At 73.7% G+C, this 14,858-nt stretch carries 11 protein-coding genes; 6 read left to right on the forward strand and 5 right to left on the reverse strand.

Annotated elements, in window-relative coordinates:
- Nucleotides 1–977 precede the first annotated feature (977 nt).
- A complete protein-coding gene (locus tag FGW31_RS35045; protein ID WP_182674672.1) occupies nt 978–1,694 on the forward strand; it encodes a hypothetical protein in 717 nt (238 codons plus the stop codon).
- Nucleotides 1,695–1,771: 77 nt separating this feature from the next.
- Here FGW31_RS35045 and FGW31_RS16540 read toward each other — a convergent pair whose 3' ends face one another.
- Nucleotides 1,772–3,805 carry a TerD family protein gene (locus FGW31_RS16540; protein WP_142194200.1) on the reverse strand — a complete coding sequence of 678 codons (2,034 nt, stop codon included), beginning with the start codon at nt 3,803–3,805 and terminating at the stop codon, nt 1,772–1,774.
- A 341-nt stretch (nt 3,806–4,146) separates the two neighbouring features.
- Here FGW31_RS16540 and FGW31_RS16545 point away from each other — a divergent pair, with 341 nt between their 5' ends.
- Nucleotides 4,147–4,803, forward strand: coding sequence for a DUF1326 domain-containing protein (locus FGW31_RS16545; protein WP_142194201.1), 657 nt, complete (start codon nt 4,147–4,149; stop codon nt 4,801–4,803).
- A 70-nt stretch (nt 4,804–4,873) separates the two neighbouring features.
- Here the strand turns inward: FGW31_RS16545 and FGW31_RS16550 are convergent, their stop codons facing one another.
- The 4 genes from FGW31_RS16550 to FGW31_RS16565 all read right to left on the reverse strand — a co-directional run bounded on the left by FGW31_RS16550 (nt 4,874) and on the right by FGW31_RS16565 (nt 9,141).
- Complete coding sequence (locus FGW31_RS16550; protein WP_142194202.1) at nt 4,874–5,716, reverse strand: DUF2182 domain-containing protein; 843 nt, start codon at nt 5,714–5,716, stop codon at nt 4,874–4,876.
- Between the two features lie 527 nt (nt 5,717–6,243).
- Nucleotides 6,244–7,455 (reverse strand): NAD(P)/FAD-dependent oxidoreductase, encoded by a 1,212-nt coding sequence (locus FGW31_RS16555; RefSeq protein ID WP_142194203.1) that lies wholly within the window; start codon nt 7,453–7,455, stop codon nt 6,244–6,246.
- A 92-nt stretch (nt 7,456–7,547) separates the two neighbouring features.
- Nucleotides 7,548–8,492, reverse strand: a complete 945-nt coding sequence (locus tag FGW31_RS16560) for an RNA polymerase sigma-70 factor (RefSeq protein ID WP_142194204.1) — start codon at nt 8,490–8,492, stop codon at nt 7,548–7,550.
- A gap of 154 nt (nt 8,493–8,646) precedes the next feature.
- A complete protein-coding gene (locus FGW31_RS16565; protein WP_142194205.1) occupies nt 8,647–9,141 on the reverse strand; it encodes a hypothetical protein in 495 nt (164 codons plus the stop codon).
- Between the two features lie 267 nt (nt 9,142–9,408).
- Between FGW31_RS16565 and FGW31_RS16570 the strand changes: the two genes are divergently transcribed.
- From FGW31_RS16570 to FGW31_RS16585, 4 genes are all read left to right on the forward strand, one after another.
- The gene (locus FGW31_RS16570; RefSeq protein ID WP_142194206.1) at nt 9,409–11,781 is read left to right on the forward strand and encodes an esterase-like activity of phytase family protein; all 2,373 of its coding nucleotides are present in this window, start codon (nt 9,409–9,411) and stop codon (nt 11,779–11,781) included.
- Nucleotides 11,782–11,881: 100 nt separating this feature from the next.
- A complete protein-coding gene (locus tag FGW31_RS16575) occupies nt 11,882–12,883 on the forward strand; it encodes a FecCD family ABC transporter permease (protein ID WP_142194207.1) in 1,002 nt (333 codons plus the stop codon).
- On the forward strand, nt 12,880–13,989 hold the full coding sequence (locus FGW31_RS16580) for a FecCD family ABC transporter permease (RefSeq protein ID WP_142194208.1): 1,110 nt from the start codon (nt 12,880–12,882) through the stop codon (nt 13,987–13,989). Before FGW31_RS16575 ends, FGW31_RS16580 begins: the two co-directional genes overlap by 4 nt.
- Nucleotides 13,989–14,798, forward strand: a complete 810-nt coding sequence (locus FGW31_RS16585) for an ABC transporter ATP-binding protein (RefSeq protein ID WP_142194209.1) — start codon at nt 13,989–13,991, stop codon at nt 14,796–14,798. The genes FGW31_RS16580 and FGW31_RS16585 overlap by 1 nt, the downstream gene beginning before the upstream one ends.
- The last annotated feature ends 60 nt before the right edge of the window (nt 14,799–14,858 follow it).

Below are 14,858 nucleotides of genomic sequence, written 5' to 3' on the forward strand. Positions count from 1 at the left end.
CACGGCCCGGAGGGCCGAAGAGCGCCGCGTCACCCCCGGGACGCACGTCCCTCACGCGTTCCGGTCGCGCACCGGCGGCCGGCCCGGCCAGACGAACGCGTGGGGGCGGGCGGGGTCCGGTGCATCGGCTGAGCCGTACGAAGCGCAGGAGTAGGCGGACGATGCCCGCGTTGCCCCTCGCCCAGCCGGTGCGCGGTTCGAGGTGGCTCGGGGTGGCCCGGTGCTCCACGTTGCACCAGCGGGCGCCGTCGCCGTCCCGGGTCGCGCGGGCGGCGAGGACCCGCGCGAGGTCCGGGGCGTCGCCCTTGTTCCGCGATCCGGTCGCAGGCCGGCGCGCGCACGCCCGCGGTGCCGCAGCAGCGGCCGTTGGTGTCATGGAATCCGGGGCGCGGCCGCCGGGGCAGGCCCGAGGTGGTGACGGTGCCGGCAACGGTCGGCGAGGGCCGACCACGCGGGGTCGGCGGTGACGTCCCGCAGCAGCCTGCGAGGGCTCCGGCCCGCTCGCACGGGCCCGGCCACGCGGCCACGGCGTCAGCCTGGGCCTCGGCACGGTCGAGCGGGCGGTGCGGGCGAGCGGCAGTGCGGGAGGCGTTCCGGTTGTGAAAGGTCCGTACGGACTGCCGTCGGACCGTCTGCACGCCGGCCGCGCCACCACGACGGCGATTGAGGTCCGACCGGGACAAGTCGCCTGTGCGCCGGCGCCGTTCGGGGCGTGACGCCCGGCTCGTCGCCGGGTCGGGGCCGCAAAGGCGTGTGGCAGACTCGCGGGCCGACAACACGCCGTTTCGGGGGAGACACGCATGTACCCAGGCCAGCCGCAAGGCCCGTACCCACCGCAGGCACCACAAGGTGGCCACCCGCCGCAGGGCCCGTACCCGCCCCAGGGGCAGTACCCGCCGCAGCAGTACCCGCCCCAGCATGCCCAGCAGCCCCACCAACCCCAGCCCGGGACCTGGCCTCCGCAGCAGCAACCGCACGTGCCGCACCAGCAGCTGGGCGACATGCAGATGGTGGCCGACCCCGGCCTGACGGTGAACCAGCGCGAGCTGGTCCTCAAGATCCAGACGAGCAGCAAGATGCTCGCCGTCGGCTTCGTGCTGGGCATCCCGCTCACCTTCGGCGGCCTGCACTACGGCATCACCCAGCAGCCCTCCGGCTTCATCGGCGCCCTCGCCGGCCTCGTCCTGCTGGCCGTCGGCGTCGCCGGATACCTCAAGTCGGCCGCGCTGCGGCGCCAGTTGCGGCAGATCACGCCGGACGCCTGGCGGTCCCCGGCCGCGAACCTGCCGGGCGCGCGCAAGGCCGCGACGCAGGCCGCCTACCTCAACGGCCTGCTCGTCGTACTGTCCCTGGGCGCCACCGGCTGGCTGCTGGTCAAGGGCGCCGGCTGGGGCGCCTACGGCAACTCGTTCGGCTTCGGTGCCCTGCTCCTCGGCGCCGCCATCCCGGCCGCGCTCGGCCTGGCGGCGGCGAGCACCGTCCCGCAGCTGCTCCGCGTCATCCCGGCCGGCGCCAAGGTGGGCCGCTCCCTGTACTCCGTGATCATGGCGGTGGGCGTGCTGATGCTGGTCAACGGCGTCAAGAACGGCGAACCCACCGGCCTCGCCGTCGGCGGCACGGTCACCCTCGTCTGCCTGACCGCCATGACCCTCCTGGGCCGCGCCGCCCGCCGCATGCGCGGCGAAACGGTCTGACCCACACCCCGAAAGGCCCGCTGCGACCAGAACAGCGGGCCTTCCGCGTCAGCGGCCCTCCCCGCTGGGCCGGCGGGCTACACGCCGGCCGTGCGCTCGCCGGAGGTCGTCCGTCGCGGCGCCGGGCGGTCCAGGTGGGTCACCACCGTGCCGTAGAACCGGTGCACGGCGTCGTCGACACTGCGGATGAAGCCGGTCTCGGCGTTGCCGCGGCTGCTGCCCATGCCTTTGAAGAGCGACAGCCGGAAGCCGGTGATCTGCGTGCCGTTCTTCGGCAGGAGGTCCGCCGGTTCCGGACGCAGCCGTTCCAGCGTGCCCCGCGGCCCTCCCGCCTCACCTTCCACCAGCGTCTCGATGTGGAGATCCGCGGGAGCCTCGGCAAGGCGCCGCACCAGCCGTTTCGCCCACGTCAGCGGATAACCCTGCTCGGGCGCGGGAATGTCGACGGAGGTGCGCAGCTTGCCGGTGCGCAGGTCCGCGTTGATCGCGAGAATGCCGGGCGTTCCCTCGATGCGCAGCTCCGCCTGGAGTCTTCCTTCGAGGCAGAGCCGGTCGGCCATGAGGCTCCGGCGGGCTCCGGGGTCGGTCCCGCGCCTGGACCGCTGCACGGGCAGTACCTTCTGCCCGAGTTCGCCGCCGAGTCCGAGGCAGACCTGCCGGATGAGGCGCTCCCAGCTCTCCACCACCTCCAGGGCGCGCGGATCTCCCTGGCACAGGGTCTCGTCGTCGATGCCCTTGCGGACGGGCACCCAGGCCGACCCCATGTTCTGGAAGCCGTGGCAGCCGGAGTTCTCGTGCTGGAGGTAGTGCAGCAGTTCCTGCAGCAGCCAGGCGTGCGCCATGTTGCCCACGCCCTCGTGCCGGATGAGCAGTTGCGCCTGATGGACCACTTCGGCCCAGGACAGGTGCCACAGGGCGACCTTGTGCTTGCGCCGCCCGTCGATCCTGACGTCGACCAGCGGACTGCCTTCCAGCGCGACGTCGTTGGAGAGCGTGATGACGGCCTCGTAGCCCCGGCGCGCGGCGATGTCCATGTACGCCTGCACCTGTTCGGCCTTCAGTGCGTTTCCGTTGGTCTTCGTCTCGACCAGCGCCGTCCACAGCTTCCCGGCCCGCTCGACCCGGATGACGCCGTCCGGGCGGCGCGGGGTGTCGCCGTGGGGCAGCGAGACCTCGGTGAACGTCTCCATGCGGCCGGCCGGTGCTCCGAAGGCGGCGGTGAGTCTGCGGCCGAACTCGGGGATCTGCGCCATCACCGACAGCAGCACCGAGGTGGCCCGCGTCTCGCGGTCCCTGTCGCTTTTCAGGACGGAGACCGGGAAGAGCCTGGACTGCTTCCAGGACTCGTTCTCCGCCAGGGACTTGGCCGCCGCCTTGGGCAGGGTGACCTTCTTCTTCGCCGTGCGGGGCCGCGCACGCGTCTTCTTCGGTTGCGTTTCGTCGTCGGACCGCCGGGGCGCCGGAACAGCTTCGAGCGTCGGCTGCGGTGCGGGCTCCGCCGCCGGTTCCGTGACGTGCGGCTGCTCGTCGTCCGGCCCTGCGTCCGGTGCGTCGCCGATTGCCGCGTCGTCGTCGATGTCGACGCCGAAGTCGGTGGCCAGACCGGCCAGTCCGGTGGCGTACCCCTGTCCGACGGCCCGGATCTTCCACTCTCCGCCACGTCGGTACAGCTCGCCGAAGATGAAGGCGCTCACCGAACCGGCGTCGTCGATCGAGAACCGGAGCAAGCTCTCACCCGAGCCGTCGGCCACCGTCATCTGCAGGTCGCCCAGTTCGCAGAAGTGGCCTCCGTCGTAGCGGCTCGCCGCGACCACGATGCGGTCGACACGGTCCGGGATCGCCGTCAGGTCGAAGCTGATCCGGTCCTGGCTGCCGTTGCCCGTGGGCGTCTTGCCCAGCAACTGCACGCTTCCGTCAGCGGCGACCGGGTTGTTGTAGAAGTAGAAATCGGCGTCGCTGCGCACCTTGCCGTCCGCGTCCAGCAGCAGGACGGAGACATCGGCGTCGCCGTCGCCCGTCGGGCTGGTCCAGTCGAGACCGACGATCACCGAGCCGGCGTTCTCGCTCAGAGCCGTCAGGCCGACGTTCGCACCCTTGACCAGTTCGTACATGGGCTCCCCCCCCAATAACAGCGCACGTCGACCTCCGAACGCCGACCCCCCCGGCACTCACTGTGACGCGCGTCTCACTCACTGCACACCGGAACTGTAGTGCCCAACCGGCACAGGGACGTCGCTGTCCGGCGGAAAAGGCGGCCCCGAACGGTCGCCTACCAGGCTCCGGGCCGTCGTGCGCTCACGCGCTCGTGAGAGCGCCACGTCGGGCGGGGTTCCTTCCGGCGAGTGAGGGGTGCAAGCTGGAGGGGAGGCCGCCTCGTCGTCGGGCGCGGGCTCGGGACATGCGGTCTCGCCACTCCGAGTGAGCTCCAGGGCTCGACAAGGAGGGAAGCGAGATGACAGAGCAGGCCACCACCGGTACCCGCTGGCATCTGACCGGCGACTGGTTCGATGTGTGCAAGTGCGCCATACCGTGTCCCTGTACGTTCGCCCAGCCCCCGACCTACGGCGACTGCGAAGGCGTGCTGGTCTGGCACATCAAGGAGGGCAGTTTCGGGGACGTGCGGCTCGACGGCCTCAACGTCCTGATGCTCGGTTCGTTCACCGGCAATCCGTGGGCCGGCACGCACACCGACCCGTACGCCGCGGTCTTCTTCGACGAGCGCGCCGACGAGCGGCAGCGCGGGGCGCTCGGGGCGATCTTCGGTGGTGAGGCGGGCGGCTGGCCGGCGCAGTTCGGGGAGATGTTCCACCCCGAGATGCGCGGCATGGACTACGCCCCGGTCCACGTCGAGATCGACGAGGACCTCGCCACATGGCGGGCCGAGGTGCCCGGCCGTGTCACCGCCACGGCCGAGGCGCTGACCGGGCCCACGACGCCGGACGGCGCGCGCGTCCAGGTCCACAACGCCCCCGGCTCCGAGGTCGGCCCCGGCCAGGTCGCCACCTGGGGACGGGCCACCGCCGACCGCGCCGACGCGTTCGGCTTCACCTGGGAGCGCTCGGGGAAGTCGAGCAAGTACTTCCCGTTCGACTGGAGCGGACCCGACTAGGAGACCTGTCCGCCGGCCCCCGGAGCCCGCAGCGGGAGCGTTGCCGGCCGGGTGCGGTTCGTGCGGGGCGTCACATGTCGTCCATCGGCGGCATCGCGTCCCGCAGTCCCGGCAGCAGCCAGTCCTGGAACGGCGCGAGCACCGCCAGGACGAGGAACACGACGCCCACGACCCGCACCAGCAGCGGACCGCGGGACCACAGCTTCTCCACGAAGATCACCACGGCCAGGGCGGCCATCGCCGCCACGTTCATCATGCCGAGCGGGATCAGGACGACCATCAGGCCCGCGCAGCAGCCGACGCAGTAGACACCGTGGTGGAGGCCCACGCGCAGGTCACGGGCCGGTGGCCGGAACCCGGCGTAGCGCACCAGGTGGCTCATGGGGTCGCGGCAGTGCCGCAGGCAGACGTTCTTGAGCGGGCCGAGCTGATACAGGCCCGCGAGCAGGAAGGCCGCCGAGCCGATCCAGCGGCCGGCGCCCGGACGGTCCTCCACCACGCCGCCGGTGAGGGCCAGCGCCGCGTGGGCGAGCAGCCCGAAGGCCGTCCACACCAGCAGGTACCCGCACACGAACTCCGCGGTGCGCGCGGCCCGCGTCCGGCCCGAGGACTGCCGGCCGATCCCCCGCGCCCAGGTGAGCGCCACCGGGGCCATGGACGGCAGCATCATGGCGGCCGTCATCGTCACCCACAGCAGCAGGAACAGCGGCAACCCCATCCCCATGGTGCCCGGCTCGATCCCCATGTCCCGCGCCTGGCCGATCGTCAGCACCCAGGCGGGCACCGCGATCAGGACGACGACGGACCAGGCGGCCGCGAGTTCCCGCGCGGGCAGCAGCCCGCCTCCCCTTCCGGTCGGCGCTGGTGACCGGGCGGGTACGAAGGCGGGGGCGGAGGCCCGGCTGTGACGCATCGGCGTGTACTCCTGCGGCTGCTTCCAGCACAGCACGTCCGCCCGCCCGGCGCGACCGCGCCGGAGCACGACACCGGAGCGCGACGCAGGTGTACGGCGCAGGAGCGCGACGCAGGTGTACGGCGCAGGAGCGCGACGCAGGTGTACGGCGCCGGAGCGCGACGCAGGTGTACGGCGCCGGTGGACGGCCGGGCTTCGCGTTCGGCGCTTCTGCACGTGCCGGCTCGCTTCGGCACGTGACGACTCGCTTCCCCAGGTGACGACTCATCGGCCCGTTCCGACTCCTCGGTCGGGGCACGTGCCGACGCCTCGTCCGGCGCGGACTCATCGGCCCGGCCGGCCGACGGACCGGCGGGAGACCTTGGACCGCCGAGGCCCACCGGTCGGCCCAGCGGCCCCGGTCGCCGGGCGCCTCCGGACGTCCAAGTCCTCCCGGTCGGCCCAGCGGCCCCGGACGACCGAGCGGCCCCGGACGACCGGGCGCCCCCGGACGGCCGGGGGCGCCCATACGGTCGGGGCGGGCGGGCTCAGGCCGATGCCTCGGCCGTCTCCGCCGGGCCCGGCCGGCCCGCCGCCTGCTCGTGCAGGGCGCGGCGGCGCCGCACCGGCAGGCCGAACGTCGGGTTGGCGGCGCTCCAGGCCGCGCCCTTGCAGATCAGCTCCTTGTAGAGGGCGGCGAACCGTCCCGTCAGCGCCGCGCGGACGGCCCGGTCGTCGGCGGTGACGTACTGGATGAGGCCCTCCTTGCGGCCCAGCGAGATGCACTGGTTGAAGTAGCGGATCGTCCCCTTCGGCGGCTTCCCGCCGGTCAGCCGCGCCGTGATGGCGTCGGCCGCGTGCAGTGCGGTGAAGCCGCCCGAGGCGCACGACATCCGCAGCGGCTTGCCGCCGGCGCCCATGGCCAGCGCCGCGTCGCCGATGGCGTACACGTCCGGGTGCGAGACCGAGCGCATGGTGTGGTCGACCACGACCTGGCCCGTGTCGGTGACCTCCAGCGCGGTCGCCCGGGCGATCGGGTGGACGGCGAAGCCGGTGGTCCACACGGTGACCGCGGCCGGGAGGGAGGCGCCGTCGGCGGTGGTGACGCGGTCGGCGTCGACGCGGGTGACGGTGGTGTGCTCGTGCGCGGTGATGCCGAGCCGGCCGAAGACCTTCCGCAGGTGCCGGCGGCCCTTCGGGGAGAGCCAGTCGCCGAGGCCGCCGCGGGCGGCGAGGGCGACGTCGAGGTCCGGGCGGGACTCGGCGATCTCGGTCGCGGCCTCCAGCCCGGTGAGGCCGCCGCCCACCACGACCACGGACTCCCCGGCGCCCAGGCCGGCCAGGCGCTCGCGCAGCCGGAGCGCGCCGGGCGGGCCGGCGATCTCGTGGGCGTGCTCGGTGGTGCCGGGGACGCCCTGGTCGTTCCAGCCGCTGCCGAGGGCGTACACGAGGGTGTCGTACGCGAGTTCCTCGGCCTCGCCGTCGGGGCCGGTGACGGCGACGGTCCTGCGGTCGACGTCGACGCCGGTGACCTTCGCCTGCCGCAGTTCGACGCCGGTGCCGGCGAACATCGCGGCGAGCGGCCGCGACGTCAGCTCCTGGCCGGTCGCGAGCTGGTGCATCCGGACGCGCTCGACGAAGTCGGGTTCCGCGTTGACGAGGGTGACGGCGACGTCGTCGCGGTGCAGCCGCTTGGCGAGGCGTCCGGCCGCGACGGCTCCGGTGTATCCGGCTCCGAGGACGATGATGCGGTGCTGCATGGCTTGCTCCTGTCGTCAGCGGGTTCGCCCCTTGAACCGGGCGGCCCGCCGATCCCTGACAGGAGGAGCTTGTGATGCGCGTCACATAGTGGTCAGAAGGCGGTGAACAGGGGTTCGCCGTGGTCGGTGGCGGTCCAGTGCCGGGTCACGCGCTCCAGCTTGTCGGGGTTGACCTGGCTGCGGATGGCGGTGATGCCCTCGGCGGTCACCTCCAGGCACATCACGCCGATGACCCGGCCGTCGACCACCACCACGACGGCGGGTTCGCCGTTGGCGGTGGTGGCGTAGAGCCCGGCCTGCCCGCCGAGCAGGGCGCGCTTGGCCTGGCCGGGCTTGAACAGGCCCCGCAGGAACTTCGCGACCGCGACCGCGCCCTCGAACGCCTTGGCGCGGGCCGGGACCTTGCCGCCGCCGTCGCCGATCGCGACGGCGTCCGCGGTGAGCAGCCGCACCAGCGGTTCGGTCCGGCCGCTGGTGGCCGCCGCGAGGAACTCGTCGACGATGCGCCGGGCGGCGGCCTCGTCGATGTCGCTGCGGGCCTTGCCGTCCGCGACGTGCCTCTTGGCGCGGTGCAGGATCTGCTGGCTGGCGGTCTCGGACACGTCGAGGATCTCGGCGATCTCCCGGTGCGTGTAGCCGAACGCCTCCCGCAGGACGTACACGGCCCGCTCGTTGGGCGAGAGCCGTTCCAGCAGGACGAGGACCGCGTACGAGACCGACTCGCGCTGTTCGGCGCTGTCGGCGGGGCCGAGCATCGGGTCGCCGGCGATCAGCGGCTCGGGGAGCCAGGCGCCGACGTAGGTCTCCCGGCGGGCCCGGGCGGAGGTCAGCTGGTTGAGGCACAGGTTGGTGAGCACCTTGGTCAGCCACGCCTCCGGGACCCTGATGTGCTCGGTGTCGGCGTCCTGCCAGCGCAGGAACGTCTCCTGCACGGCGTCCTCGGCCTCGCTCGCGGAGCCGAGGAGACGGTAGGCGATGGCCTCCAGCCGGGGCCTGGAGGCCATGAACCGGTCGACGTCGTGCGCGGTCAGGGCCATGCCACGGATCCTAGCCCGCACACCGCGCACGGGCCGGGCGGATTGGGAGCCCGATCGCTCGGTCACGGCCCGTCGCCGGCGGCCCGCCCGCCGGGCCGGCCGGACCGGCCGGCCGAGGGAGCCCACGCGACGGACTGGCGGTCGGTGCGGTGTGTCAGCGGCGCCGGCCGGTCCGGGACGTCCCTATCGCCAGGTCCGTGCGCGCCGCCTTGTGGAGGTCGTTCAGCGCGTCGATGAGCGCGGGACCCAGCAGCTCACGGTCGGCGTCCGGCGTGTCCTGCGGGCGGCGGGCGCACCTCAGCAGGTCCCAGAGGCACTCGTTGACCGTCGACGCGGCCTGCGAGGCGGTGTTCTCCGCCAGCAGCACGAACCCCTCGAACAGCACGGAGCGCCGGGCCTCGGCCGCCTCCATCTCCAGCAGCGCCTCCGACGGGTCCTCGCCCCGCTCCCGGACGTCCAGCACCCGCCCGGCGAACCGGGCCGTCTCCTTCACGCAGGAGACGTACTCCACGTAGGAGTCGAGTGTGCGCTCGTCCCACCGGGTGGCCATGGCCTGCCGGAACTTGGCCCGCTCGGCCAGGGTCGTGGCGAAGAACGACGTGACCGCGCCCAGCAGGACACCCACCAGAGTGATGATCTGACTCGCCATGTGGATCAAGGTAGCGGCACGCACGGCTCCGCGGGCCGATACCGCGGGTTCGGCGGCACCGGCGGAAGGCTCACCGCGCTCGGCGGGCGGCCGGCCCCCGCCCGTCCGGTTCCGCCGCCGCACGGAGGCGTACGCGGAACCGCGCACCGGACAGGTCGCTCTTCTCCTGTTGTTCACCGCCGCGCCTGCCGGTCCTGGCCGCCGGGTGGGACGATCCGGCTCCGCAGTGGGGCACTCCGCTCCGCAGCGGAGCACACCGGAGGAACGATGCTGCCGAAGAGAACCCACGCCGCGCTCGCGGCCCTGGCCGTGACCGCGGGTGCCCTGGCGGGCGCGGGCACGGCGAGCGCGGACCAGAACGCGGGCGCGGGTGCCGCGCGCGCGGAGCGGCACGCGGGTGCGGAGCGGCACGCGGGTGCGGGCCATGCGCCGCCGCGGCCCGTGGCCTTCGAACGCACCGCCACCTACCCGGTGTTCCACAACCGTCCGGCCGGGGAGGACGCCGCCGCCGAGACCGTCGCCGAGATCTCCGCGACCAGCGAGGACGGCCGCACCCTCGTCCACACCGACGCCGCCGCCCGGCGGATCGGCTTCCTCGACATCGGCGACCCCGGCCGGCCCAAGGGTCTCGGCACGCTGTCGCTGGCCTCGCTGGGCGACGCGGAGGACGAGCCGACCTCGGTGACCGTCGTCGGCGACCACGTGCTGGTCGTGGTGAACACCAGCGCGAGCCACGCGCACCCCTCCGGCCGTCTCGACGTCGTCTCGCTCACCACCCGCGAGCGGGTGGCGAGCCACGACCTCGGTGGCCAGCCCGACTCGATCGCGCTCAGCAAGGACAAGCGGTACGCCGCCGTCGCCGTCGAGAACGAGCGCGACGAGGACGCCGCCCCGGCCGGCGGCGAGAAGGGCGATCTGCCGCAGGCGCCCGCCGGGTTCCTGCAGATCGTGGACCTGAAGGGTGCCTCGCCCGGCGCGTGGGGCCTGCGCAAGGTGCCGCTGACCGGTGCCGACGGCTCCGCGCTGCCCGCGCTCACCGCCGCCGGGATCACCGAACCCACCGATCCCGAGCCGGAGTACGTCTCCGTCAACGGCCGGGGACAGCTCGTCGTGACGCTCCAGGAGAACAACGGCATCGTCCTGGTCGACCTGCGCTCGGGACGCATCACCAAGGCGTTCTCCGCCGGTACGGCGTCGGTGCGCGGCGTCGACACCGTCGAGGACGGCGTGATCGACCAGAGCGGGTCGCTGACCGGCGTGCCGCGCGAGCCGGACGCCGTCGCCTGGCTCGACGACCGCTACCTGGCGACCGCCAACGAGGGCGACTGGAAGGGCGGTTCGCGCGGCTGGAGCGTCTTCGACAGCCGCACCGGCACGGTCGTCTGGGACGCGGGCGCCGGCTTCGAGCACCTGGCCGCGCGCCACGGACTGCTGAACGAGGACCGCTCCGAGAACAAGGGCACCGAGCCGGAGGGCCTGGCCGTCGCCACGTACGACGGTGTGCGCTACGCCTTCGTCGGCTCCGAGCGGAGCAACTTCGTCGCCGTCTACGACGTCAGCCGGCCCGGCAGGCCGGTGTTCCGGCAGGTCCTGCCGACCACCAACGGCCCCGAGGGGCTGCTGCCGATCCCGTCGCGCGGGCTGCTCGCCGTCTCCAGCGAGGAGGACGACGCCGCCGCGGGCGTACGCGCCACGGTCGGCCTGTTCCGGCTGGGCGGCGGCACGCCCGCCTTCCCGTCGGTCGTCTCGGCGTCCGGCTCCGCCGGCACCCCGATCGGCTGGGGCGCGCTCGGCGCGCTGTCGGCGGTCCCGGGCCGTCCCGACGAGCTGTACACCGTCACCGACGCCGCGTACGCCACCACCCGCGTCCTCACCGTCGACACCCGCCGCACGCCGGCCGTGATCAAGCGGGAGCTGACGGTCCGGGACGCCGCGGGCCGGCCGGCCGGCTACGACGCCGAGGGGATCTTCGCCCGTCCACAGGGCGGGTTCTGGCTGGCCGTCGAGGGGAGGACGGGCGCCGGGAACAACTTGGTGCGCCTGGACCGGTCCGGTGTCACGCGGCAGGTCGTGCCGCTTCCCGCGGACGTCGCCGCGGGCCTCGGCGCGCAGGGCTTCGAGGGCGTCACCGCCACCACCGGCGCCGACGGCCGCGAGATCGTGTGGGCCGCCCTGCAGCGCGGCGTCCAGGGCGACCCGGCGGGCGTGGTGCGGCTCGGCCGCTACGACGTCCGGGCCGGCACCTGGAGCTGGTACGGCTACCGGCTCGACACCACCAGTACGCCCGGCGACTGGATCGGCCTGTCGGAGATCACCGCGGTCGGCGGCCGGCTCGCCGTCGTCGAGCGCGACAAGCTGAACGGTCCGGCGGCCAGGATCAAGCGGATCCACGCGGTCGACCTGCCGCGCGGGGCCGCACCGGAGGGCGCGCTCACCGTGCTGCCGAAGCGGCTCGTCCACGACGTGCTGCCCGACCTGCGCGCCACGAAGGGCTGGACGCAGGAGAAGCTGGAAGGGTTCGCCGTGGCGGGCAACGGCCGCGTCTTCGCCGTGACCGACAACGACGGCCTGGACGACTCCACCGGCGAGACGGTCTTCCTCGACCTCGGCAGCCGCCGCGGGATGTTCGGCCGCGACTGACCGGGACGGACCGGCGGGGAGCGGCCCGCGCGCCGGAGGCCGCTCCTCCCCCACCGCGTACTCTTAGGCCAGCCTTGGCTAAGTGATACGGAGAGGGTGGATGTCGGGAGCCGCAAGCCGCCGGGTGGGGTGGATGGCCGTCGGCCTTCTCCTCCTGCTGCTGGCAGTGATGCTGAGTCTGGCGGTGGGCAGTCGCGCCACCGCGCCCTCGGTGGTCTGGGACGCGCTGGTGCACGGCGGGACGAGCCCCGACGCACAGGTCGTACGGTCGTTGCGGGTGCCGCGGACGGTCATCGGCGTGCTGGTCGGAGTCGCCCTCGCCATTGCAGGAACGGTTCTTCAGGGCATCACCCGCAACCCGATCGCCGAACCGGGCATCCTCGGCATCAGCCAGGGCGCCTCACTCGGCGTCGTCTGCGCCATCGCCTTCCTCGGCGTGCACTCGCTGACCGGATACGTCTGGTACGCGTTCGCCGGCGCCGGCGCCGCGGCCGTGTGCATCTACGCCGTCGCCAGCGGCGGCCGGGACGGTGCCTCACCGGTCAAGCTGGCCCTCGCCGGCGCGGCGATGAACGCCTTCCTCGCCTCCCTGGTCGCCGCGATCCTCACCACCGACGCCCGCGCCCTGGACGAGTTCCGCTTCTGGGACGTCGGTTCCCTCAGCGGACGGGACGCGACCATCGCGGGCCAGGTCTGGCCGTTCCTGCTCGCCGGGCTGCTGCTGGTGCTGGCCATGGCGCGCGGCCTGGACGCGCTCGCGCTCGGCGACGACATCGCCCGCGGCCTCGGCCGCAACGTGGCGCTGCTGCGGGCGACCGGCGCGCTGGGCGCGACCGTGCTGACCGGCGCCGCGGTCGCCGCCGCGGGCCCGATCGCCTTCACCGGCCTCGCCGTTCCGCACATCGCCCGCGCGCTGGTGGGGCCCGCGCACCGCTGGCTGCTGCCGATGGCCGCGGTGCTCGGCCCGGTGCTGCTGCTGCTCGCCGACGTGCTCGGCCGGGTGATCGTACGGCCCTCGGAGGTGCCGGTGGCCGTGATGACCGCGCTGGCCGGGGTGCCGTTCCTGGTGGTGCTGGTGCGCAGGAGGACGGTGGCGGCATGACGGACCTGCGTACCGGACGGACCGGCTCCGTCCCGAAGGCCGCGGGGCCCGGACGGCTGCGGCCCGCCGGGCACACCGTGCTGCGGCCCGGGCACGGCGGCAGCTTCCTGCTGCACCGCAGGAGCATGGTGCTGGCCGTCGTCCTCGCCGTCTCGCTGGCGGCCGCCGTGGTGGCGTCGCTGTGCGTCGGCGAGTCCTTCGTCGCACCCGGCGAGGTGGTGCGGGTCCTGCTGGGCCTGCCCAGCCAGAGCGAGCTGGTGGTCGGCACGCTGCGGCTGCCGCGCCTGGTGACCGGGCTGCTGGTGGGCGTCGCGTTCGGGATCTCCGGCGCGCTGATCCAGACCGTCGCCCGCAATCCGCTCGCCAGCCCCGACGTCATCGGCGTGACGCACGGCGCGGGCGCGGCGACGGTCGCCGCGATGACCTTCGGGCTCACCTCGTACGCCGTCCTGCCGTACGTGTCGGTCGCGGGCGGGCTGCTCGCCGCGCTGCTCGTCTATCTGCTCGCCTGGCGGGGCGGGCTCGCCGCGTCCCGGTTCGTACTGATCGGCATCGGCATCTCGGTGGCGCTCGGCGCGCTGACCCGGCTGCTGGTGACCAAGGGCGACTACCTCGTCGCCCAGCAGGCGAAGACCTGGCTCACCGGCTCGCTCAACGGCCGCGGCTACGACCAGGCGGCGCCGCTCGCGACGGTCCTGCTGCTGCTCCTGCCGCTGCTGCTGTGGGCGGCCCGGGCGCAGCGCGGCTCGGCGTTCGACGACGACACGGCCACCGCCCTCGGCATCCGCCTGGACCGGGTGCGCCTCGGGCTGAGCCTGCTCGGTGTCGTCCTCGCGTCCGTGGCGACCGGCGCCGCCGGGCCCGTCGACTTCGTGGCGCTGCTCGCGCCGCAGATCGCCCGCCGGCTCGCCCGCACCCCGCACATCCCGCTGGTGTGCTCCGCGCTGACCGGCGCCCTGATCGTGGTCGTCGCCGATCTGCTGGCGCGCCGGCTGCTGTCGCCGCTGGAGCTTCCGGTCGGCGTGTTCACCGCCCTGGTGGGCGCCCCTTATCTGATGTGGCTGATCGTCCGCACCCGTACCAGCCGTTCCGGAGGAACCGCGTGATGGGCAACCGTCTCACCGCCCAGGAACTCACCCTCGCCTACGAGGACCGCACGGTCGTCGACGGCCTGGACGTGGAGATCCCCGACGGGAAGGTCACCGTCATCGTCGGCCCCAACGCCTGCGGCAAGTCGACGCTGCTGCGCGCCCTGGGCCGGCTGCTGAAGCCCCGCAGCGGCGCGGTGCTCCTCGACGGCACCGACCTGTCCCGGCTGCCCAGCCGGCGCATCGCCCAGGTGATCGGGCTGCTGCCGCAGACGCCGGTGGCCCCGGAGGGGATCACGGTCGCGGACCTGGTCTCGCGCGGACGGCAGCCGCACCAGAAGTGGTGGCAGCAGTGGTCGGAGACGGACGAGACGTCCGTCGCTCAGGCGCTGGAGCGCACGTCCACCGCCGATCTGGCGGAACGTCCGGTCGACGCGCTGTCGGGCGGCCAGCGCCAGCGCGTGTGGATCGCCATGGCCCTCGCCCAGGACACCGACCTGCTGCTGCTGGACGAGCCGACCACCTACCTGGACATCGCCCACCAGGTCGAAGTGCTGGACCTGGTACGGCAGTTGAACCGCGAGCGGGGCCGGACGGTGGTGGCGGTGCTGCACGACCTGAACCAGGCCGCCCGCTACGCCGACCACCTGATCGCCATGAAGGCCGGACGGATCGTGGCGCAGGGGCCGCCCGCCGGGATCGTCACGGCGGAGCTGGTGCAGGAGGTGTTCGGGATGGCGTCGGTGGTGGTGCCGGACCCGGTGACCGGGGATCCGCTGGTGGTGCCCGGACCGCCGCGCCAGGCCGGGCCCCGCACCGGCGAGTGATCGGAACCACACGCTCCGGGTATGGCCGATCCCTAAGATTCTCATAAGGTAAGCCTCGCC

Origin of the sequence: Streptomyces calvus (assembly GCF_006782915.1) — a bacterium.
Lineage (GTDB): Bacteria > Actinomycetota > Actinomycetes > Streptomycetales > Streptomycetaceae > Streptomyces > Streptomyces calvus.